This window comes from Pedobacter endophyticus (genome assembly GCF_015679185.1).
GTDB classification, from domain to species: domain Bacteria; phylum Bacteroidota; class Bacteroidia; order Sphingobacteriales; family Sphingobacteriaceae; genus Pedobacter; species Pedobacter endophyticus.
The window spans coordinates 994,566-1,016,086 of record NZ_CP064939.1; the positions used below are offsets into that span (position 1 = coordinate 994,566).

The window sequence follows — 21,521 nt, forward strand, 5'->3', positions numbered from 1 at the left end:
TAATTGTTGAATTGTTTAATTGTTTAATTGTTGCATTGCTAAATTGTTGAACGGATTAACTGTTGAAATTGGTTAACTGGTTAATTGTTGAATTGTCAACTGTAAATTGCTAATTGCCAACTGCCAACTGTAAATTGCCAACTGCTAACTGTAAATTGCTTATTGTAATTTGATTATTGATAATTCTTCATTATCTTGTTTAATGTTAAAAACGCTAGATTTAAGTCAGATATGGATGTTAGATATTGAAACCGTTCCTCAATATGCATCTTTTGACGAGGTGCCTCCGGCTATGCAACTTCTCTGGGAGAAAAAAACGCATTTTCAACGTAAGGAAGGCCAAGATGCGGAAGAGTTTTATGAGCGTGCAGGCATCCTCGCCGAATTTGGCAAAATCGTGTGCATAAGTCTGGGGATTTTCAGTTATCAAAACAAATCTTATTCGCTGCGATTAAAATCTTTCGCCAGTCACGATGAGAAAGAAATTTTGCAGCAATTTATTTCATTGATGAACAAGCAGGCACCAACGTTAACCTTTTGCGCACACAATGGCAAAGAATTCGACTTCCCCTACATTTGCCGTCGCTTGCTGGTTAATGGGCTCGAGATCCCATCGCAGTTAGATATTTCGGGCAAAAAACCCTGGGAGGTGAACCACCTCGACACCATGGAAATGTGGAAATTTGGCGATTACAAACATTATACCTCACTCAACTTGTTAGCGGCAATTCTAAATATTCCAACGCCGAAAGATGATATTGACGGAAGTCAGGTGCGGCAGGTTTATTACGAAGAGCAGAATTTGGAACGAATTGTTACCTATTGTCAAAAAGATGTGGTTACCACAGCACAAGTGCTATTAAAATTTAAGGGAATGGATATAATTTCGCCAGAAAACATTACAATTGTATCCTGATGCTAAACGTTGAGAATTTAACTATCGATTTTTATAATCAAGATGAAAAAACTTGGTTCAAGGCTGTAAAAACAATCGGTTTTTCGGTAAAAAAAGGGTCTATTTTGGGTATTGTTGGCGAGTCTGGCTCGGGCAAATCGGTTACTTCCTTTTCCATTATGCGCCTGCACGATGAGCGTTCGGCCAAAATTGGAGGAAATATCGAATTTGACGACGTTAGCCTCCTTAACCTCAGTTCGAACGAAATTCGCCAGATCAGGGGAAATCAAATCTCAATGATCTTTCAAGAGCCGATGACCTCGCTCAATCCGGTTTTTACGTGCGGAGAACAGGTTGCTGAAGCGATTATGCTGCATCAACAGGTAAGTAAAGAGGCTGCAAAACGCCGCACCATCGCACTTTTTGAAGAAGTTCAGCTACCCCGGCCTGAAAAGATATTTGACAGTTATCCGCATCAAATTTCCGGTGGTCAAAAGCAGCGGGTGATGATTGCAATGGCCTTGAGTTGTAACCCAAAACTTTTAATTGCCGACGAACCAACCACGGCGTTAGATGTAACAGTTCAAAAAACCATCCTGCAACTGCTGCTGAAGCTTAAGGAAGAACGCCATATGGCGATGATCTTTATTTCTCACGATTTAGGGGTGATCAACGAAATTGCGGATGAGGTTGCGGTGATGTATAAAGGAGAAATTGTTGAGCAAGGCCCCGCAAAAGCGATATTCGAGAACCCGCAACATCCATATACAAAGGGCCTTCTGGCCTGCCGTCCTTCGCCTAGCCTGCAACTCAAAAAGCTGCCAGTGGTTGCCGATTTCCTTACCGGAAAAGTAGATGATGCGAGCGCACATTTACAAGCTTCGAATCAACTAACAACGGATGAGATTGCCAAGCGAAGAGCGCAATTGTACGCTCAAAAGCCGTTATTGCAAATAGACAACCTTTGCACTTGGTACCCTATTAACAATGGTTTATTTGCCAAAACCACCGACTACGTTAAGGCTGTTGATCACATCAGCTTTCAGGTTTTTCCGGGTGAAACGCTGGGCTTAGTGGGCGAATCTGGTTGCGGAAAAACTACGCTGGGGCGAACAATTTTAAGGCTTATCCAGCCGACATCGGGCAAGATTATCTTCGACGGTAACGACATTACAAACATCAGTAAATCTGCGCTCCGCAAACTGCGAAAAGATATTCAGATTATTTTTCAAGATCCATACGCTTCTTTAAATCCCAAGCTCAGCATCGGCCAATCTATTTTAGAGCCATTACAGGTGCATAACCTTTTAAAAAATGACGCGGAACGAAAACAAAAGGTTTTAGAACTGCTAAACAAGGTTGGGTTAAGAGAAGAACATTTTAACCGTTATCCGCACGAATTTAGCGGTGGTCAACGGCAACGTGTGGTAATTGCAAGGGCCTTAGCGCTACAACCCAGGTTTATTATTTGCGATGAATCGGTTTCTGCGTTAGATGTTTCGGTACAAGCGCAAGTGTTGAACTTACTTAAAGATTTACAGGCTGAATTTGGCCTTACTTATATCTTTATCTCGCACGATTTAGCGGTTGTTAAGCATATTTCCGATCGTATTCTGGTAATGAACAAAGGCAAGATTGAGGAAGAAGGATATCCGGAACAGATTTTTTATGCTCCAAAAGCAGAATATACGAAGAAGTTGATTGAAGCGATACCGGGGGCGTAGGCTGGGAGTTTTGAGTTGGGAGTTTTGAGTTGGGAGTCGGAGTCCAAAGTCCTAAGTCCAAGGTCTACTACCTCGTCGTAGCGTCTCGCTACGAGGTTACATAATTTAAGAGAATTGGGTAAGCACAAGCGAGGTGAGGTAGGCACAAGCGAGACGCTTGCGCCAGTGCTGGGAAAATTGCAACCAAACTCATCGCTAACGAAAAAGCATCTAAATTTGTCTGTTTTACTTTGGAAATGTTCCATTATTCGTTAACTTTGAGAAATGAAAATTATTAGAGAAATTGTTTTCTATAAAGACTACTTCGAGGACTTTTTCGAACCTCTGACTGAAAAAGTAAAGGACAAAATAGACGAAGTGCTTTTTATGATGACAATTCTTGAACGTGTTCCCACCAAATTTTTTAAAAGTATTGAAAATGTAAAAGGGCTTTTTGAAATTCGAGTTGAATACGGAAGTAATATTTACAGAATATTTTGCTGTTTTGACAAAGGAAATTTAGTAGTTCTTTTTAATGGATTTCAAAAGAAAACTCAAAAAACCCCATTAAAAGAATTAAGCAAAGCAGAAAAAATAATGGAGGAATATTTTAACGAACAAAGGGCAAATAAAAATGGAAACAAAAAACAAAAATATTAAAAGTTTCTCCCAACATCTTGATAAAAGATATGGAGCAACAGGAACAAAAGAGAGAATTGACTTTGAAATTAAAGCCAAATCTTTTGCCATTGGAGAATTAATAAAAGAAGAACGAAAGTTGGCTCAAATGACACAAGAACAGCTTGCCGAAAAAATTGGAGCAAAAAAGAGCTTTATTTCAAGAATTGAAAACGGACACAGCGACATCCAACTTTCAACTCTTTATAAACTTATCGAATTTGGACTTGGACGAAAAATAAACTTTACGATTCAATAAAAACGAGGTAGGCACAAGCGAGGAGTTTTGAGATAAGAACAAGCGAGACGCTTGCGCCAGCGCTGTGATGTAAAATTTCTGACTCCGGCTTTCGGACTTCTACCCTTCCCTTTCTACCCTCAACCTTTTTCCGTATCTTCGATAAATTCAGTTTTAGCGTATGGCAAGGAAAAAATCAGCAAATATAAAATTGGTTCTGAATCAATTGGTTAGTGATATTTTTGAAAAGAACAACAATCAGCTTCTTAATTATAAACAAGTTTCGGCAAAATTAAATCTCACCGATCCGGAGTCGAAAGATGCAATCTTAGAGATTTTAAAAGAGGGAAAAGGTACAGGCATTTTTCTTGAACCTGAAAAAGGAAAATTCAAGCTTAAAGACCTTCAAAACTTCATTATCGGAACGGTAGATATGACTGCAGATGGTTCTGCTTATATTGTTCCGGAAGACGAATTTGAAAAAGATGTTTTCGTGGCGCCCCGTAAGCTAAAAAATGCACTTCACGGCGATACGGTTAAGGCTTATGTGTTTGCCAAAAAAAGCGGTCGCAAAAACGACGGCGAGGTGGTGGAGATCATCAAACGTGCGAAATCTGATTTTACGGGCGTGATTAAAGTGTCTGATCGGTTTGCCTTTGTGATTGCCGACGACAAGAAAATGATGCACGACATTTTTATTCCATTGGCGGATATTCATGGTGCTAAAAATGGTCAACGCGTTTTAGTTACGTTATCAGATTGGCCTGAAAGTGCAAAAAATCCTATCGGGACGGTGAAGCATGTATTGGGCAATCAAGGTGAAAACAACACCGAAATGAATGCGATTTTGGCGCAATATGGTTTTCCGTTAGAATTCCCTTCGCAGGTAGAAAAGGAAGCCAATGCGATTCCGGAAGAAATTTCGCAAGCTGAAATTACGAAACGTAAGGACTTTAGAAAAATACTAACTTTTACCATCGACCCTGCTGACGCGAAAGATTTTGATGACGCCATTTCATATCAAAAACTACCCAACGGAAATCATGAAATCGGCGTTCACATTGCGGATGTTTCTCACTATGTTATTGAGGGAACGGAGTTGGATAAAGAAGCGTACAGCCGTGCAACTTCGGTTTATCTGGTCGATCGTGTGATTCCGATGTTGCCCGAACGCTTAAGCAATGGCGTTTGCTCACTTCGCCCGCATGAAGATAAATTGTGTTTTTCGGCTGTTTTCGAGCTAGATGAAGAAGCGAATATAAAAAATGAATGGTATGGGCGAACGGTTATCCATTCGGATAGGCGATTTAGCTATGAAGAAGCGCAGGAAGTGATCGAAAATAAGGCTGGCGATTATGCAAGCGAGATTTTGAAACTGAATGAACTGGCCTACATTTTACGCGACCGCAAGTTTAAAAATGGCGCAATAAGTTTCGAAAGCACGGAGGTTAAATTTAAGCTTGATGATGCGGGTAAACCCATTGGCGTATATGTAAAAGAGCGTAAGGATGCGCACAAACTTATTGAAGACTACATGCTTTTGGCAAATAGAAAAGTAGCCGAATTCATTGCGAAAAAAGTAAAAGGCAAAAACAAATTAACGTTTGTTTACCGGGTGCACGATTCGCCAAATATGGAGACTTTAAATACTTTTGCCACCTTCGCTTCGCGTTTTGGATATAAAATCAACACGAAATCTGATAAGGAAATTGCGAGATCGCTTAACCATTTAATGGCCGATGTGGAGGGCAAAAAAGAACAGAACATTTTAACGTCGCTGGCCATCCGATCGATGGCAAAAGCCATTTACTCCACAAAAAAGACAAGTCATTACGGTTTGGCTTTTGATTATTATACGCACTTTACTTCGCCAATTCGCCGCTACCCTGATGTAATGGCGCATCGTTTATTGCAGATCTATCTCGACGGGGGCAAATCGGCCGACATGGAAGCTTACGAAGTTGCCTGCGTGCACTCATCGGCAATGGAAAAACGTGCTGCCGATGCTGAAAGAGCGTCGATTAAATACAAGCAGGCCGAATATCTCGAAAACAATATCGGTACTGAGTACAAGGGAATTATTTCAGGTGTTACAGAATGGGGCATGTATGTTGAGATTGAGGAGAACAAGTGCGAGGGAATGATTCGCTTACGTGATATTTCTGACGATTTTTATGTGCTGGATGAGAAAAACTATTGCATCATCGGCCAGCGAAAAAAGAAAAAGTACCAACTTGGCGATGAGGTGATGATTCGTGTAAAAAAAGTTGATCTTTCTAAACGTCAGATCGATTTTACACTAATTCCTGATTAAAATTTAAGAGATTTGTGCCCGAAAGCACAATGTTACGTTAAGCATGCATACAACAGCGCAATTGCAAGAGATTTTAGATACAGCGATACAAAATTTAAGGTTTCCCGATCATCCTAAACAGCTATATGATCCGATAAGGTACATCATCAACCTTGGGGGCAAACGCGTGCGCCCGCTACTGGTTCTAATGGCCACTGAGCTTTTTGGCAAAGATGCACACGATTCTATCCATGCCGCAATGGCGATTGAGGTGTTCCATAACTTTACGCTTGTGCATGATGATATTATGGATAATGCTCCTCTGCGAAGGGGAAAGGCAACCGTGCATGAAAAATGGAGCACCAACACGGCCATTTTAAGTGGCGATGTGATGATGGTTGAAGCGAATAAAAACCTGGCCAAAGTTAATCCGATATTTTTAAAGGATGTTTTAGACACTTTTAATGCGACTGCTCAAGGCGTTTGCGAGGGGCAGCAGCTCGATATGGAATTTGAAAGTCGTGATGATGTTAGCATCGACGAATACATCAACATGATCAGGTTAAAAACCGCCGTACTTTTGGGCGGGGCATTAAAATTAGGGGCTATTATTGCTGGCGCTTCTGAAAAGGATGCGGATCTGATTTATCAGTTTGGCGAAAATATAGGAATTGCTTTTCAACTGCACGACGACATTTTAGATGTTTACGCGGATCCGTTAAAGTTTGGCAAACAAGTTGGCGGCGATATTATTGCGAATAAAAAAACGTTCTTGTTATTAAAGGCGTTCGAGCTGGCCGAGGGCGAAACGAAACAATCGCTAAACAGCTGGACGAGTTACAAAGACTTCGATATTAAGGAAAAGGTTGATACGGTTAGATCGGTTTACGATACGCTAGACGTTCAGAATATTGCGAAAGAAAGCATGAACAGCTACCTCGACCGGGCATTAGAGGTATTTGCACAAATTGAGGTGAGCGAGGAACGTAAGTCTGATTTGCTCAGCTTAACGAATCAGTTAATGGCGAGAGAATATTAAGACTGGATTTGAAATTTTTGTCATCCGATGAATAATTTGGCACAGTCATATTCATCGGATGACTTCAGTTTTCTAAGCAACTTTCGCGACTGCCTGTAACAACAAGCAATCATCACAGTCCTTGATTTTACAAACTCATTGCTGAGGATAACTACCGTTCATAGATAACGCGGTACAATATGTTGCAGCGGGATAGGCATGGGATTTAATTTGGCGAAAACACACTTAACCGTTGCCCTTGTTTTAACAGATTTAACTTTAGTTGATTATAATCTACCTGTTGAACAGCTTTTTTCCCATCAATGGCTAAAGATGCTGCCGTCGCCGCCGATTGGCCCAAAATCATAAACACAGGCTCCATCCTAATGGAACCATAGGCAATATGAGATGATGAAATACAAACCGGAACCAGCAGGTTTTTGCATTCAAAAGCTTTAGGCACAATTGCATCGTAAGCAATGCTGTATGGCTTTGGGGCTTTTACGCCAATATCACCCTCGTTTTGCACGTAGCCTTCGGGGGTAACGTAGCGTTGTACATTGTGCGAATCTAATGAATAAGAGCCCATCCCAATCGGTTTTGGCACTTCTTTTTGACCCAAAACTTCTTTTTCGGTCATTACAAAATTTCCAATCATTCGCCTTGCTTCGCGAACGTAGATTTGGTAAGGCCAGTTTCCGTTGTCTTTAAATTCATCTTTGGCCAGGCCCCAGGTATTTAATTTTTCTTGCAAACCTTTAGGAATTCTTGAGTCGTTGGCCATAAAGTAGAGCAACCCTTTCTGATAATTTTCGTGATCTTTCACAATTTCGGCTCTCCGTTGGTACGATGCTTCGGGGTAATCGTAATTCATGCCGATAAAATCGGTGCTAAAGGGGCCATGATTATTGGTATCAGTTTTATGGTTTGGCAGTGGATCGTATTTGTTAAACAACTCTTTCCATCCGCTGTTAAAAACCCTTACTAATAATTCGTAATCGAGCGGGTTATAGCGGTCGGGCTTTGGAAAGGCAACCCTGTTTTCGGGCACATTGGTTAAGCACATTCTAAAACAATAGGCTTGTAATTTTTTATCTGCAGTGCCATTGGCCCCGGGGGTTTCGGTCGAAATACCGGCAAGCAGCCCGCTTGTTTTATCGCCGGGGATTTTATAGGGATCTATTTTTGAGGCGAAGTGATGCCCGTGCTGAAAAACCAACGCCTGTACACCGTTCCAGGTTTCGCCATAGGTGGCATTTGCCTCGCGGCCTACGTGGTAACTTACGCCTGCGGCGGCCATTAAATCGCCCTCGTAGGTAGCATCGATAAATACTCTTCCATTAAATTTTTTACCGCTCAGGGTGCTAATAGAAACGATATTACCACTCTTTTTAACAACTCCATGCTTTCTGTTCAGCAGTTCTTTGCGAAACACCTGTAAATGGTTTTCCTTAACAAAATCTTCCATTATTTTTTCTGCAACATGGGGCTCAAAAATCCACATGGTTCTATCCTTTCCATCTATGGCGGGTGTACCCTGCCCCATGTTTCCATATTGTTCTTTTTTTTGCCATTTCCAGCCATTGTTTTCCTGATAATGAAGATAAACGCGGTGATAAAATTCTCTTGATAATCCACCAATTACTTCCTTATTGCCGGTATCGGTAAAACCGAGGCCAGAAGAGGAAAGCCCGCCCAAATGCTGATCGGGAGAAACAATAATCACTGTTTTATGCATCCGGGTTGCCTGTACTGCTGCTGTAACCGCAGCAGAGGTTCCGCCATAAATGATAATATCGGCCTTAAACTGCTTTTTAGCTGTCTGGGCATGGCTTCGGGGAATGATGATCTGAAGCTGAAAAAATATTAGAGCGATAAAAATTGAAACGTTTTTTTTCTTCATGAAGTTAAGTTAGGAACTTGAGACTGAATTTTATAAGAAGATGGTTATTTTAATCAATTCTCTTGCGATCGAGATTGATTAGGGTGGTTACAAGTTGATTCAATTTCGAGACGACCGTGCCGTAAAAAGATAACCCGGGACCAATGGCCCCAGGTATCGGAGCGTGCAGACACCAGCCTTATAAGGATGGCCAATGCTAACCAAATTAAGCACGCTTTATAAGTTAAAGGTTGACCATATAACAGCCTAAAGGCGGACCACATAGGCACATAGGTCATATAATTTGACGGCGTAGCCCTCTATGTTCTCTATGCCTATATGGTCACTTTATGGCCGCTGAATTCTATAAAGGCGGACCACATAGGCACATAGGGTACAAAGTTTAAAGGCGCAGCCCTATATGTTCTCTATGCCTATATGGTCACTTTATGGCCGCTCGAATTCTATAAAGGCGGACCATATAGGCACATAGGGCATATAGGTTTGAAAGCGCAAGCCCGCTATGTTCTCTATGCCTATTTGGTCATTTATATGGCCGCTCGAATTCTATAAAGGCGGACCACATAGGCACATAGGGCATATAGGTTTGAAAGCGCAAGCCTATATGCTGTCTATTCCTAAATGGTTACTTCCTGGCTCCTAAATCCTCAAATATTGATCACATAGTCACATAGGTCATATAGTTTGAAGGCGCAGTCCTCTATTGTTCTCTATGCCTATATGGTCACTTTATGGCCGCTAAATTCTTTAAAGTTGACCCTATACCGCATCCGATAAATTTTTGAGCCTGTCTTTGCGTAAAGATTTCTCCACTTCGGTCGAAATGACGACACCGTTCAGGGAGGAACCAAGACAAATCTTATTTTTCTAACAAGGCCACTGTACACCACAGATACGGCGATTGCCCATGAGAATCGCCAACATTTCGTGGGCGGTCGTAATAGTATTGTTTATCGTTTTTCTTGTTGGTGCCAACGCAAACCTCAGCAACATCGCCCTTGTCGTTGATGTATGGTACCAATGCCAGCCAGGCCTTTCGTGCTACGGGCGCATATTCTGCTTTGTTTAACCAGCCATGTTTTACGCCGCTAATCATGGCATAGGTAAACATCGCCGACCCCGAAGTTTCGGCCCAGCACTCTGGTTCATCAATCAATTGATTCCACATGCCAGTTGGCGATTGGTATTGTTTAAGGCTTTTCATCATAGTTTCATACCCTTTTAAAATGCGTGGGCGCTCCTCACTATTTTTTGGCAGCAGACGTAAAAGCTCAGTCATGCCAGCCGCCATCCAGCCATTGCCCCGGCCCCAGTAAAAAGGAACATCGGGTGCATGGTAAAACAGGCCGTTCGGGCGTTGTAATTCATCAAGGTAGAGCACCATTTCTTTGGCGGCACGATCAAGATATTTTCGATCGCCGGTAACCTTATAGGCCTGGGTTTGCACAATGGTAATCATGTACATATCGTCGATCCATAAACGGGTTTGCCACGAAAACCCTTTGCTAGCCCATTCTTTTTGCGTTGGCGTTGCGTTTTCCGGAACGGCCCACTGGGTATCGGCGTAGGGCATTCCCAACTCGAAATAGCGTTTATCTTTGGTAATTTGATACAGCTCTAGCGGCAGACTACCGAACATATTCAAATCAACATGATTCATAATGGGCAACAACTGTTTTTCTTCGGAGGTGAGTTTTTCAAATCTCTTTTCGAGCAACGATAGCAGGGTTTTATCTTTCGTTATCGCGGCATACTTAAGGGCACCTGTCCAGTTAAAGGTTTCGGGATAGCTAATCCATTTTCCGGCATGGAGCATGTGCTTTCTATCTACAAAGCGATAAGCAAGGCGTTTGCCGACTTCTTTCGGGCCAAATCCCTCTGGAAAGTCTTTGAGCAGATTTTTTTGGGCAAACAAGTGGCACGGAAGTACCAGGAGCAATAATGTAAACAGTTTTTTATACATATTGATAATATATTTGGTTTTTAAAGGTGAAAGGTGTGCCAAAGGCATCCCTTTGGGAAAGCTGAAAGGCGAAAGCTTTGCGAAAGGCATCCCTTTGGGAAAAGACTAAAACTCAAGACTAAGGACTAAAAAGTCTAACACAAGTTTTCTTTTAATAAAATATAATCAGAAACCACATTTAACATGGTTTGATAATAAATGTTCTTATTTGATTTTTCTTCATTGAAACAAACGGTATAGCCTACGCTCGGCTCTATTTTAGAGAAAATCATTTTAAAATCCCGCGAATAAAGCCAGGTGTGCCTTGCTGAATCGACAGGCTCGGTATGGCATTCTATGCTGTACGTGCGTGGTAATACATCGTTAAAGTTTAAACTATATGCCACCGATAACTCTACAATGCCATAGCCCAGGAGGTCGATAAGCACTTCTACATTTTTAGTTGCTTGTTTTTTCATTTTTATATGCGGTTAGCGGTCTATCGTGTGGACACATAATTAAAAGGGTGTTGTATGGCTGGATAAGTCAAAAATGGAAACCAAACCTGTAGGCGCCAGCTAAGAACGGTCGTCATCCCCAGCTTGACTGGGGATCCTAATACACAAAACGGATCAATTGCATTAGTCCCGTACGTACGGGACCGCCTGCGCGGGAATGACGACCCACAAAAAAGAAATGCGTCCATAAATAGGTTAGCGGTGGCAATAAGGGTAAAATTTTTACACTTTTAAGGTTTGTTTTCAACTTATAATTATTTAGTAACCAGAAATAAAAGGTTTAATACCCCGGGTTTTGAGCCAGTTTGGTGCCATTGTTCCGTTCAATTTCTGAAGCGGGAATAGGCCACAAATTGTAAGTCGGCAAAACATCGTTGTAATACGGATTGCATTTCTTCACCCTATCGTAAACCAGTCCCAAACGCATCAATGTTATTCTACGTTTTTCTTCGGACCCCAGTTCACGCATGCGTTCATCTAAAATATAATCGATGTTTACGTTTGCCGCTAACACAGGCGATGCATTCGATCTGCTGCGCACGGCGTTAATGTCGGTAGCAGCCTTATCCAGTTGGTTCAAACCCAAATAGGCTTCGGCCCGCAACAAATAGGTTTCTGCCAACCTAAACATGTACTGATCGGCGTAGGTGCCTCCGGCGCTGGCCTTGAGCAACAACTGCGATTTATCTTGAAACATGCCATCCGGATGATCGCCGGGAGTGGTTATTTTGGATTGAAAAGCGTAAAAATCTCTACGTGGTACGGTAACGCCCGCAGGCGGATTAATTGTAGAAATGGTTTGACCAAAACGGGGGTGCGCAGGGTTGGTAACCTTAAACTCGCGAACAAAATTGAAAGGCGCATTTCGGAGGTCGTTGTTAAAATCACTTTGCCAAATTACATCGCTAAAGTATTTGGTAGATATGGCCCAGCCGATGCCCCTACCCCCGGTGTAATCGCTAATGGGGTATAAAAACGGTTGCACATTACTTCCCGAGAGCCTGAAAGTGAGAAATTGCGGAGCAAAATGCCTTTCTTGCTGGTACGAGCCACTAATGCCTGTTGAAACCGCAGCGCCACCCGGAACATCGGTTTCGAACTGAATTACCCAAAGTGCCTCTTTATTGGTGCCATTTTTTCTGTTCTGGTTGCCTTTTTGAAAGAGATCCCAATACACATTTTTGGTCGCATCTGATGCCTTAACACCAAATCTGGCTGTCATTAAGCCAACATTGGGGTTGCTGATAACCGTAGAGGCGGCATCGGCAGCGTTCTGAAACTGCCCTGCGGCAAGATAAACCTCGGATAAGAGGTGATACGCTGCAAGGTTATTGATTTCGCCATCGCGAACCGCGTTTATGGCAGGTAAATTTTCGGCGGCAAACTTCAAGTCGGTAATCACCTGCTCGATTACTTCGGCTTTTGATGCGCGTGCATAATCTGTTTTTGCTGAAACCACTTCTGTTGTATTTAACGGAACGCCCCCGTACAGGTAAGCGAGTGTGCGATAGGCCATGCCACGGAAAAATTTAGCCCGGGCTTCCATTAATGTCTTATCGGCAGCCGATAGTTCAGAACCCGGAATGCGATCGAGAATGGTATTTGATTCTGAAACGATTTTATACAACGAAGTCCAGTGGATTAACGGGATTTCTGTACTTAGCGGCGAATAGGCGGCAACCATATTGGTGTGCCTATCAACCGACGGTTGGCCATCAAAAACCAAATCGCAGCCAAACACATAATCAAAAGGCCTTCTTTCGCCACTGTTGTAAAATTCTCTTCGTACGCGGTCGTAAAGATTAGTTACAGCAGCATCAAAATCCTGAGCACTGATGTAAGCGTTGGTTGTACTTAAAAAATCGAGCGGTTTTTCATCTAAAAAATCTTGTTTGCAAGAGAAAAACAGAACGGTAATTGCAATTATAATGGTAGCGGTTATCTTTTTCATCGTTTCTAATTTAAAATGTAACATTAAGCCCTACAGAATAGCCTTTAAATACCGGCCTTCCGTTGTTGGTTAAACCTTGATTGGTTTCTGGGTCCCAGCCATCCCAACTTGTCCAGGTAGCCAGATTTTTGCCACTTACAAACACATTGAGGTTTTGAAGTTTCAGGCGCTCAACAAACTTTCCGCTAAACTTATACGAGAGCGATACATCTTGCAGCCTTACAAAACTTCGGTTCTGAAACAGCGGTGGGTTTAATGTTGCGGATACGAAAGAGCGGGGATATTTGCCGTTGGGGTTGTCTGGCGACCAATAATCTATTCCACTCAGGTAATTGTTTCTGATGGCGTTGTCATCTCTAATTATCCTTGCAGTATTATTAGCCAGATAGGATTTATTTCCACCTTGGATAGAATTTAGGAATACGCTCAGCGTAAAATTTTTGTACTGGAAATTGTTGAGCAAACTCAACCTGTAGGCTGGTGCAGACGAACCTATAATTGTTCTGTCGTTTGCATCGATTACGCCATCGCCGTTTTGATCCACAATGCGATAGGTTCCTGCTGAGTAGCCCGTTGGGATTTGCTCGCCAACCTGCCAGATGCCGTTTACCCGATAATCGTAAATTACTGCAGTTGGCTGCCCAACAAAAAGTCCGCTCTGCGGAAGATCATCTTCAACACCATCGCCATTCCGATCGCCAAGCAGCTTAACAACCTTGTTTACGTTTCGGGCAAAGTTTAGGGACGATGTCCATTTAAATTCGCCGCTGTTCAGGTTTTTGGAGTTTAAAGACACTTCAAAACCCTTATTTCTCAGTTCGCCGATATTGGTTAAAATGTTGCCAAAACCTGTAACTACGGGAATGTTTACCGAATAAAGTAGATCGGTAGTTTTGGTATCATAATATTCGATAACACCTGATAGCCTGTTTTTTAATACCGTAAATTCTAAGCCCACATTGGCGCCTGTAGTACGCTCCCATTTTAAGTCGGGATTAGATAATGAGTTTACCTGCTGCCCGAACTGCGTTGAACCGCCATCGCCAAAAACATAAGCGGCGTTTACATCAACCGTTGCCAATGATGAGTACCTTGTGGTTTGGTTTCCGGCTACGCCATAACCAACTCTTAATTTCAGGTTATCTACCCAATTTACCTTAAAAAATGGTTCTTTCGAAATATCCCAACCTACTGATAGCGATGGAAATATACCGTATTTATTATTTTCTGCGAAGCCCGAAAAGCCATCTCTCCTGATTGTACCTGTAAACAAATATTTGCTTTCGTAGCTGTAGTTTAGGCGGAACATCTGATAGTTGAGCGCTTCATTCCAGGCATTTGATACGGCAAAGCGATTGGTTCCCTGCTGCAGGTTATTGTAACCGAGCGTTAGCCTCGAAAAACCCGTTGAGTACGCTCTGGTGTAACTATTCTCACGCTCAATAGAGCCGTACAGCAATGTTCCGGTAAAGTTGTGCTTGCCAAAGGTTTTGTTGTAGGTTAAAAGGTTATCAAAGGTATAATCGTAATACGTGGTCGTTTCTTTAGAAGCCTGTCCGGTCAGGTTAGCATCATACTCACTCGAAATGTATTTTAAATCGAGGCGGTAATTGTTGCCAAAGCTAATTCTGTAAGTAAGCCCTTTTATCGGCAATTGCACATTGGCGTATAGATTAGCGAAAAAATAATTATGGCGGTCATAATCATCGGCCTGATAGCTCAGCAGTGGGTTTGTTAAGTTGGTGTTGTAAGGGTTGATCCTCAGGTTTCCGTTATCATCCCAGGGCAAAATTAATGGCGACATGAGGTTAATATTTTCGAAGTTTGGCTCTACCCCATCCTCATTAATAAAGGTTCCGAACGATTGCAAACCAACGGTAAGCCAGTCTGTTGCCTTCGATTCTATATTGGCCCTAAGCGTTTTTCTTTTCTGTACGTCGTTATTAATAAAGCCCGAGTTTTTGGTGATACTCCCCGAAAGCAGGTAATTGATCTTTTCTGTTCCACCTGATACACTTAGCTGATTATCTATTATCGAGCCCGTTCGTGTGGCCTCATCGTACCAACTAAAATCGTTTGGCAGCAGGTTTCCCGATGCATCTTTCATCGATGGATCTACTTTGCTTACCAAATCAAAGGCGGGGTTGGGCTGGGTAAAATCGGGCGCCAGAAAAGCCTGATCGTAATACAAATATTTAATATGATCCAAATATTCGTCTCTTGCCATCGGCTTAAGATCTATATTCGGCTTTTGTGTAGCATACTGTGTCGAAAACGAAATCCGGGTTCGGCCGATGGTTCCTTTTCTACTTGTGATTAAAATAACCCCGTTTGCAGCCTGAGCCCCATATACGGCGGTTGCACTGGCATCTTTTAACACATCGATTGATGCAATATCATCCGGATTGATGGAAGTTAACGAGCTGTTGTACTGCACCCCATCCAAAATGATGAGCACATTTTGATTTCCGCCCAAAGTGTTTTGCCCCCTGATGTTGATAGATGGGGTTGCACCGGCACGATTAACCTGACCGACGTTTAAGCCGGGAACGGTTCCCTGCAAAAGACTGGCCACATTGGTAGTGGGTGCGTTTCTAAAATCCTCCAAATTTGCCCTTACTACGGAGCCGGTTACATCGGCCTTCTTTTGAGTTCCATAACCCACAACAACTACTTCATCTAATTTAGCCTGCGAGGAGCTTAAAACAATATTGATATTTTTAACATCGCCAACTGTGCGTTCCTGTATATCGTAACCCACATACGTAAACGTAAGTACCGCTTGCTGGTTCGGAACGCTTATTTTATATACGCCATTTGCATCGGTAACGGTGGTTGTTGTACTGCCTTTAACCTTAACGGAAACGCCGGGAATGGGCGATTTTGTTTCGTCATCTGTTACCTTACCGGTGATGATGATATCGGCCTGAAAATCCGTAGTTTTAAATGCCAAAAGCTTAGCGCCTGCAGGATTGTTACCGCCTACTCCATCGGCTTTGGCCTTGTTTGTACCAATTGCCGTTATGCAAATGGTGGCTACCATAACATGAGAAAAGGTGGACGAAAAGATTTTTTTTAGTAGAATTTTATATTTCATATTTGGTTAGGATTGTAGTAAAGATGATTTGTATTGGCCACATACATTTTGGCACCCCGGCTGAAATGTGAAATGTTAAATACCGGAAGGCACAGATTTGTTAAGGGCTCTAGGTTTATCTCATATTCATATTTGGCGACTAAATGCTACTTTTTTTGCGAGCAACTGAAACCGGTTACTTACCGTTGGCTTTTAAAGCAGTGGGTTTTACCGTGCTTTTGGCCACATCTTTTGCGCAGCAAGCGATTCGGCGTTGGATATTTGGTTTCTTAATTTCAAAGTAAGAAAATATGCGCCGCTTATATTGTTCATTCTTTTGTCGTTTTATATCAAGTTTGGTAAGCACCTAAAAAACTATGAGCGGTGGTCATGCGCAGAGATCAGTTTTCGAAAAAACACAGGCGTTAGGATGATAGGTTAAACGCCCTATGGGTTAGCCAACTGAATGGAACACCAACTATGAACGATCGTCATCCTTCCCGAAACTTCGGGAGGGATCTTACTGCTAATGCTTTAAGATTCCCGCCTGCGCGGGAAAGACGGCAAGAATATATAAACGTCATCCATATTGATTCTTTTCGCTAAAGAACTAAACTACCATTGACGTTATTACTCTGGGTTTAACGCACGGTCTCATTGTCCCTCTTTGGAGAGGGTTGCACAAACGAAAGATACCGGAATCCATACAAAGGGAGAGGATTTTTTTTTGGAAATCATCCCCCTGCCCCCTTCGAAGGGGGACGCATGGCGCAGATAGCGAACGAATAAATCCCAAACGTCACTTTATGTTGATTTTTTTCGCTAAAAACTAAAACTCAGGATAACAATGCTTTGTTATTTCCTTAACTAAACAACATTGAGTTCACTGTGCAGTTATCGAAAACCACCGAGCGGAAGGTTTAACTTTTAAAATTGTTCATCTTTTTGTCGATATGTATCAAGGCCGAAACTAAACACGCAATAACCAACTGAATATCAGCCAATAAAAGTAATAGAGATTGAGAACAAATTTTGCATAATTCAAAGGACAATACTACAACGCATCTAATTATATATATTTGGGATTAACTTACTATGCGGTCCCTATTATTATTTCTGTTGTTGTTTACTTGCGTTTTTGCAGTTTTTACCTGCAAAGGGCAATCTCATTACTTTAAGCAGTACCAGGCAGATGATGGGCTTGCGCATAATTCTGTAAATGCGATTGTCCAGGATAGAAAGGGCCTGATTTGGATTGGAACACGCGGAGGCTTAAATCGTTTTGACGGCTACACGTTTAAAACCTTCAAAAACGAAAAAAGCAAGTTCGGGAATATTGGCAATAACATTATTATCTGTCTTGCCGAAGATAAAAAAGGCATGTTGTGGGTAGGTACCGGCCGCGGAATAATTAAATACGATCCTTATAAAGAGGTTTTTACACCCCTGCAAACTGCACCGCAAAGCTACATCAACGCCATATTGATCGACCGCCACAATAATTTATTTTTTCTGGCTAACCGGGCACTTTATAAATACGTTCAAAAAGAAAATAAAATAATCGATTTAAAAACAACAGCTTCGTGTATTGCGGTTAACAATAACGGCAACATCTTAATAGGCAACGATGATGGGCAGCTGACTACCTATAACCCGAACAACGGATGGAGAAGTACGGTGAGAATTATCGAAAAAAATGTGCCTTCAAACCTTCGATCTATCAGTAAAGTATTCCCTATTGGCAACAACGAAATTTTAGTGGGCTGCTTTAAACGCGGACTTAAAAGTTACAATAGCAGCACCGGCGTAATCAAATCGCTCATTTTAAAAAACAGCGATAATACCGATATCTATGTTCGCGATATTACTGCGGGCGAGAAGCAAGAATATTGGGTGGCAACAGAATCGGGCATTTACATTTACAATTTGGCCACCAACACCAGTCAACTATTACGCAAACGCCCCGGCGATCCTTATTCTATTCCAGATAACGCCGTTTATACGGTTTGCCGTGATAACGAGGGGGGCATGTGGGCCGGCACCTATTTTGGCGGACTGAGCTACTTTTCGAAGAACAATGCGAGGTTTGAAAAGTATTACCCCCTGCTGGGCACCAATTCCATTTCGGGGAATGCGGTAAGGGAGATTTGCCCGGATAATAAGGGCGACTTGTGGATCGGTACGGAAGATGCGGGCGTAAACAAGTTTAACCCCAAAACAGGCCAGTTTACCAATTATACGGCCAACGGTAAGCCGGGCGATTTATCGTACCCCAACATCCACGGCCTGCTAGCATATGGCAACCAACTTTTTGTAGGGCCGTTTTTGCACGGAATGGAAATCCTCGACATTAAGAAGGGCACTGTGATTAATCGTTTTAAAACCATTGGCGAACCGAATGAAGAAACGAGCGATTTTGTGCTTTCTATTTATCTTTCAAAAGATAGCACCATATATGTTGGCACGGGCTATAATATGGGTTCGGGGCTTTTTATCTTTAATAAGGAGCGAAAAACTTTTAAACGGGTAAAACAAATCCCTACAAACTCGTACGTGTATGACATCCGCGAAGATCGGTTTGGCAATATCTGGACGGGTAGCGTATCTGACGGCGCCTATTACTATCACCCGAAAACCGGTAAGCATGGCAATATTACTTTTGGCGATAAGGTAAACGGGAAAAGCGTACACGAGTTTCCGGTATGCGGTATTATGGAAGATAGCAACAAGGCCATGTGGTTTACTACAGAGGGCAATGGTTTGATCAGGCTGAGTCCCGACCGAAAGGTGCTGAAAAAGTTCACCACCGAAAACGGCCTGCCAACAAACATCCTGTTCAGGGCTTTGGAAGATAATTCGAAACACCTGTGGATTAGCTCACTGAAAGGATTGATCTGTTTCGACCTCCAAACGGAGAAATTTAAGATCTATACCAAATCAAATGGCTTAATTACCGATCAGTTTAACTTTAGTTCGGCTTATAAAGATGCAACAGGCCGAATGTACTTTGGTTCGGTAAGGGGAATGATCTCTTTTAACCCGAAAGATTTTGAGCATAAGGATAAGGCACCACCAACGTTTATTACCGGTTTTCAGATCAATGATAAAGAGGTTTTCCCCAACGTTGAAGATAGCCCGCTAACGAGGTCCATTTCGTATACCGATTCTATTGAGCTTGCGTACGATCAGAATAGTTTCAGCATCGAATTTGCCGCATTGAATTATTCATCGCCCGAGGTTACGCGGTACGAATACATGATGCAGGGTTTAGATCAGGCTACCACGTATCTCAACAATAACAGAAAAGCCTATTTTACCGATCTATCTCCGGGCAATTATACTTTTTTGGTAAGAGCAAAAAGCAATATTGGCAGCTGGACAGGTCAGGAGCGGCGTTTATTCATCAAAATTCGCCCACCATTTTGGGAAAGTATTACGGCTTATGTGTGTTATTTGTTGCTGATTGCCACGGCATTGTTTTTTGCTATACGTTACTATCACCGTTACATCGAACGCAAAAACAGGAACAAGCTAAGGCTGTTTGAGCACGAAAAGGAAAAAGAGATTTATCAGGCCAAAATAGAATTTTTCACAAATATTGCCCACGAGATACAAACGCCCTTAACGTTGATATTGGGGCCGGTTGAAATGATGATTGAGGACGCGGAAGAACAACCTTTAAAAGACAGCTTACTGATGGTAGAAAAAAATGCCAATCGCCTGGCGAAGCTTACCAATCAGCTGCTCGATTTCCGCAAAACAGAGATGCACCAGTTCGGGCTGAACTTTGTAAACACCAATATAAACAAGCTGCTTAAAGAGCAAATAGATGCCTTTAGGCAAGAGGCCCAAAAGAGCAAAATTGTGCTCGAGCTTGAACTGCCTGAAAAAAACGTAATTGCATTTACCGACAGAGAAGCGCTGATTAAGATCTGTAACAACCTCATTTCTAATGCAATTAAGTACGGCAGTAGCGTTGTTAGCGTCATTTTATCTTTGCCTGATGAAAATGCCGGGCTATTTACCATTACGTTTACAAATGATGGCCGGGGAATACCGCAACAATATCAATCGCAGGTATTCGAGCCGTTTTTTAGGTTGTATGGCAAAGATAAGCCGGGAACGGGAATAGGGCTTTCGCTCGCGAAATCGTTAACGGAATTACATAACGGTTCGTTAAATTTGGAAAGTGAGGCAAACAAAGTGGTATTTAAGTTAACCTTACCCATTCACCAGGAGTTTGAATTTAAATTGAGTAGTTGGAAAAAGATAAAGTAAACATGAGCGATACGATTTTAATTGTTGATGATAATGAGGATATCCTTGAATTTTTGACAAAGGTTTTTACAAAAACCTACAAGCTGCACCTGGCCACGAGTGGAGAGGCTGCTCAACAACTCTTAGAAAAGGAAAACGTAGATCTTATCATTTCTGATATTATGATGCCCGGCATTGATGGCTTTGAGCTCTGCAAATCGATTAAATCGAACGTTGAGTTTTGCCATATACCGATTATATTGTTGACATCGAAAAACACGTATAAAGCAAATATAGAGGGCTTAGAAGTTGGCGCAGACCTGTATGTTAACAAGCCTTTTTCGCCGCAATTGTTGCGTGTACAGGTGGCCAACCTGCTTCAAAATCGCTTAAAAATAAAGGCCCATATTGCCAGTTCGCCCTTTGAGGATGTACGGGTGGTTGCCAACTCCAAAACCGAAGAAGCATTTTTGAAAAGACTTGATGAGTATGTGCGCAAGAATATTCAAGATCCCTATCTGGATATCGATCAACTGGCAGAGCACATGCACATGAGCCGACCTACGCTTTACCGCAAAATAAAAGCAATATCGTCGTTATCGCCGAAAGAATTGATCGATGTTACCCGACTTAAAAAAGCGACCAAATTGATTGCTCAAAATGAATTTACCTTTTTTGAGATTGCAAAAATGGTGGGTTTCGGTTCCCAAAGTCTGTTTAATAAAAACTTTTTAAGGTATTTTAAGGTATCGCCACAAGAATATATGAATTCGCTTAGTAAGGATGCCGGGGATAGTTAGTATTCTGTTGATCATAAATACAGTGATAATTGTCACCCTGAGCAGATTCGAAGTGCAAATGCACGAGGCTTCGACTCCGCTCAGCCTGACAAAGCATCATTACCATTACACTAACTCTTAAAATAGGACGCGGTCTGCTCAACATAATTAATCTCCTACCCTCCTCACCAAACGGGACTGAGTTACATGCCCCACAGCGCTTTGCCACAAACCTATGTTTTCTATGTGGTTGAAAATGAAAATATTATT

General features: G+C 42.1%; 13 protein-coding genes. 8 read left to right on the forward strand and 5 right to left on the reverse strand.

What is annotated here, in order from left to right:
• Positions 1 to 202: 202 nt before the first annotated feature.
• The 6 genes from IZT61_RS03980 to IZT61_RS04005 all read left to right on the forward strand — a co-directional run bounded on the left by IZT61_RS03980 (position 203) and on the right by IZT61_RS04005 (position 6,846).
• Positions 203 to 916 carry a 3'-5' exonuclease gene (locus IZT61_RS03980; protein ID WP_196099905.1) on the forward strand — a complete coding sequence of 238 codons (714 nt, stop codon included), beginning with the start codon at positions 203 to 205 and terminating at the stop codon, positions 914 to 916.
• A complete protein-coding gene (locus tag IZT61_RS03985) occupies positions 916 to 2,619 on the forward strand; it encodes an ABC transporter ATP-binding protein (RefSeq protein WP_196099906.1) in 1,704 nt (567 codons plus the stop codon). Before IZT61_RS03980 ends, IZT61_RS03985 begins: the two co-directional genes overlap by 1 nt.
• A 264-nt stretch (positions 2,620 to 2,883) precedes the next feature.
• Positions 2,884 to 3,258, forward strand: a complete 375-nt coding sequence (locus IZT61_RS03990) for a type II toxin-antitoxin system RelE/ParE family toxin (protein ID WP_196099907.1) — start codon at positions 2,884 to 2,886, stop codon at positions 3,256 to 3,258.
• Positions 3,233 to 3,535 carry a helix-turn-helix domain-containing protein gene (locus tag IZT61_RS03995; RefSeq protein ID WP_196099908.1) on the forward strand — a complete coding sequence of 101 codons (303 nt, stop codon included), beginning with the start codon at positions 3,233 to 3,235 and terminating at the stop codon, positions 3,533 to 3,535. Before IZT61_RS03990 ends, IZT61_RS03995 begins: the two co-directional genes overlap by 26 nt.
• 160 nt (positions 3,536 to 3,695) lie before the next feature.
• The gene (rnr, locus tag IZT61_RS04000) at positions 3,696 to 5,828 is read left to right on the forward strand and encodes a ribonuclease R (protein ID WP_196099909.1); all 2,133 of its coding nucleotides are present in this window, start codon (positions 3,696 to 3,698) and stop codon (positions 5,826 to 5,828) included.
• 43 nt (positions 5,829 to 5,871) lie between these two features.
• Positions 5,872 to 6,846, forward strand: coding sequence for a polyprenyl synthetase family protein (locus IZT61_RS04005; RefSeq protein ID WP_196099910.1), 975 nt, complete (start codon positions 5,872 to 5,874; stop codon positions 6,844 to 6,846).
• Positions 6,847 to 7,051: 205 nt separating this feature from the next.
• Here the strand turns inward: IZT61_RS04005 and IZT61_RS04010 are convergent, their stop codons facing one another.
• The 5 genes from IZT61_RS04010 to IZT61_RS04030 all read right to left on the reverse strand — a co-directional run bounded on the left by IZT61_RS04010 (position 7,052) and on the right by IZT61_RS04030 (position 16,236).
• The gene (locus IZT61_RS04010) at positions 7,052 to 8,728 is read right to left on the reverse strand and encodes an FAD-dependent oxidoreductase (RefSeq protein ID WP_196099911.1); all 1,677 of its coding nucleotides are present in this window, start codon (positions 8,726 to 8,728) and stop codon (positions 7,052 to 7,054) included.
• An 859-nt stretch (positions 8,729 to 9,587) separates the two neighbouring features.
• The gene (locus tag IZT61_RS04015) at positions 9,588 to 10,691 is read right to left on the reverse strand and encodes a glycoside hydrolase family 88/105 protein (RefSeq protein WP_196099912.1); all 1,104 of its coding nucleotides are present in this window, start codon (positions 10,689 to 10,691) and stop codon (positions 9,588 to 9,590) included.
• A gap of 134 nt (positions 10,692 to 10,825) precedes the next feature.
• Complete coding sequence (locus tag IZT61_RS04020; protein WP_196099913.1) at positions 10,826 to 11,149, reverse strand: hypothetical protein; 324 nt, start codon at positions 11,147 to 11,149, stop codon at positions 10,826 to 10,828.
• Positions 11,150 to 11,468: 319 nt separating this feature from the next.
• Positions 11,469 to 13,139, reverse strand: a complete 1,671-nt coding sequence (locus IZT61_RS04025; RefSeq protein WP_196099914.1) for a RagB/SusD family nutrient uptake outer membrane protein — start codon at positions 13,137 to 13,139, stop codon at positions 11,469 to 11,471.
• Positions 13,140 to 13,149: 10 nt separating this feature from the next.
• Positions 13,150 to 16,236, reverse strand: a complete 3,087-nt coding sequence (locus tag IZT61_RS04030) for a SusC/RagA family TonB-linked outer membrane protein (RefSeq protein WP_196099915.1) — start codon at positions 16,234 to 16,236, stop codon at positions 13,150 to 13,152.
• Positions 16,237 to 17,310: 1,074 nt separating this feature from the next.
• On the opposite strand from IZT61_RS04030, the gene IZT61_RS04035 reads away from it, so the two are divergent.
• Both IZT61_RS04035 and IZT61_RS04040 read left to right on the forward strand, forming a co-directional pair.
• Positions 17,311 to 20,493 (forward strand): ligand-binding sensor domain-containing protein, encoded by a 3,183-nt coding sequence (locus IZT61_RS04035; protein WP_196099916.1) that lies wholly within the window; start codon positions 17,311 to 17,313, stop codon positions 20,491 to 20,493.
• Positions 20,475 to 21,272: a response regulator transcription factor gene (locus IZT61_RS04040; protein ID WP_230383840.1), complete on the forward strand. Its 798-nt coding sequence runs from the start codon at positions 20,475 to 20,477 to the stop codon at positions 21,270 to 21,272. The genes IZT61_RS04035 and IZT61_RS04040 overlap by 19 nt, the downstream gene beginning before the upstream one ends.
• Positions 21,273 to 21,521 lie beyond the last annotated feature (249 nt).

What these genes read in the sequence shown, in the direction of transcription:
- IZT61_RS03980 (WP_196099905.1), top strand. Translation starts at nt 203, where the DNA reads ATGTTAAAAACGCTAGATTTAAGTCAGATATGGATGTTAGATATTGAA.
- IZT61_RS03985 (WP_196099906.1), top strand. Translation starts at nt 916, where the DNA reads ATGCTAAACGTTGAGAATTTAACTATCGATTTTTATAATCAAGATGAA.
- IZT61_RS03990 (WP_196099907.1), top strand. Translation starts at nt 2,884, where the DNA reads ATGAAAATTATTAGAGAAATTGTTTTCTATAAAGACTACTTCGAGGAC.
- IZT61_RS03995 (WP_196099908.1), top strand. Translation starts at nt 3,233, where the DNA reads ATGGAAACAAAAAACAAAAATATTAAAAGTTTCTCCCAACATCTTGAT.
- rnr (WP_196099909.1), top strand. Translation starts at nt 3,696, where the DNA reads ATGGCAAGGAAAAAATCAGCAAATATAAAATTGGTTCTGAATCAATTG.
- IZT61_RS04005 (WP_196099910.1), top strand. Translation starts at nt 5,872, where the DNA reads ATGCATACAACAGCGCAATTGCAAGAGATTTTAGATACAGCGATACAA.
- IZT61_RS04010 (WP_196099911.1), bottom strand. Translation starts at nt 8,728, where the DNA reads ATGAAGAAAAAAAACGTTTCAATTTTTATCGCTCTAATATTTTTTCAG.
- IZT61_RS04015 (WP_196099912.1), bottom strand. Translation starts at nt 10,691, where the DNA reads ATGTATAAAAAACTGTTTACATTATTGCTCCTGGTACTTCCGTGCCAC.
- IZT61_RS04020 (WP_196099913.1), bottom strand. Translation starts at nt 11,149, where the DNA reads ATGAAAAAACAAGCAACTAAAAATGTAGAAGTGCTTATCGACCTCCTG.
- IZT61_RS04025 (WP_196099914.1), bottom strand. Translation starts at nt 13,139, where the DNA reads ATGAAAAAGATAACCGCTACCATTATAATTGCAATTACCGTTCTGTTT.
- IZT61_RS04030 (WP_196099915.1), bottom strand. Translation starts at nt 16,236, where the DNA reads ATGAAATATAAAATTCTACTAAAAAAAATCTTTTCGTCCACCTTTTCT.
- IZT61_RS04035 (WP_196099916.1), top strand. Translation starts at nt 17,311, where the DNA reads ATGCGGTCCCTATTATTATTTCTGTTGTTGTTTACTTGCGTTTTTGCA.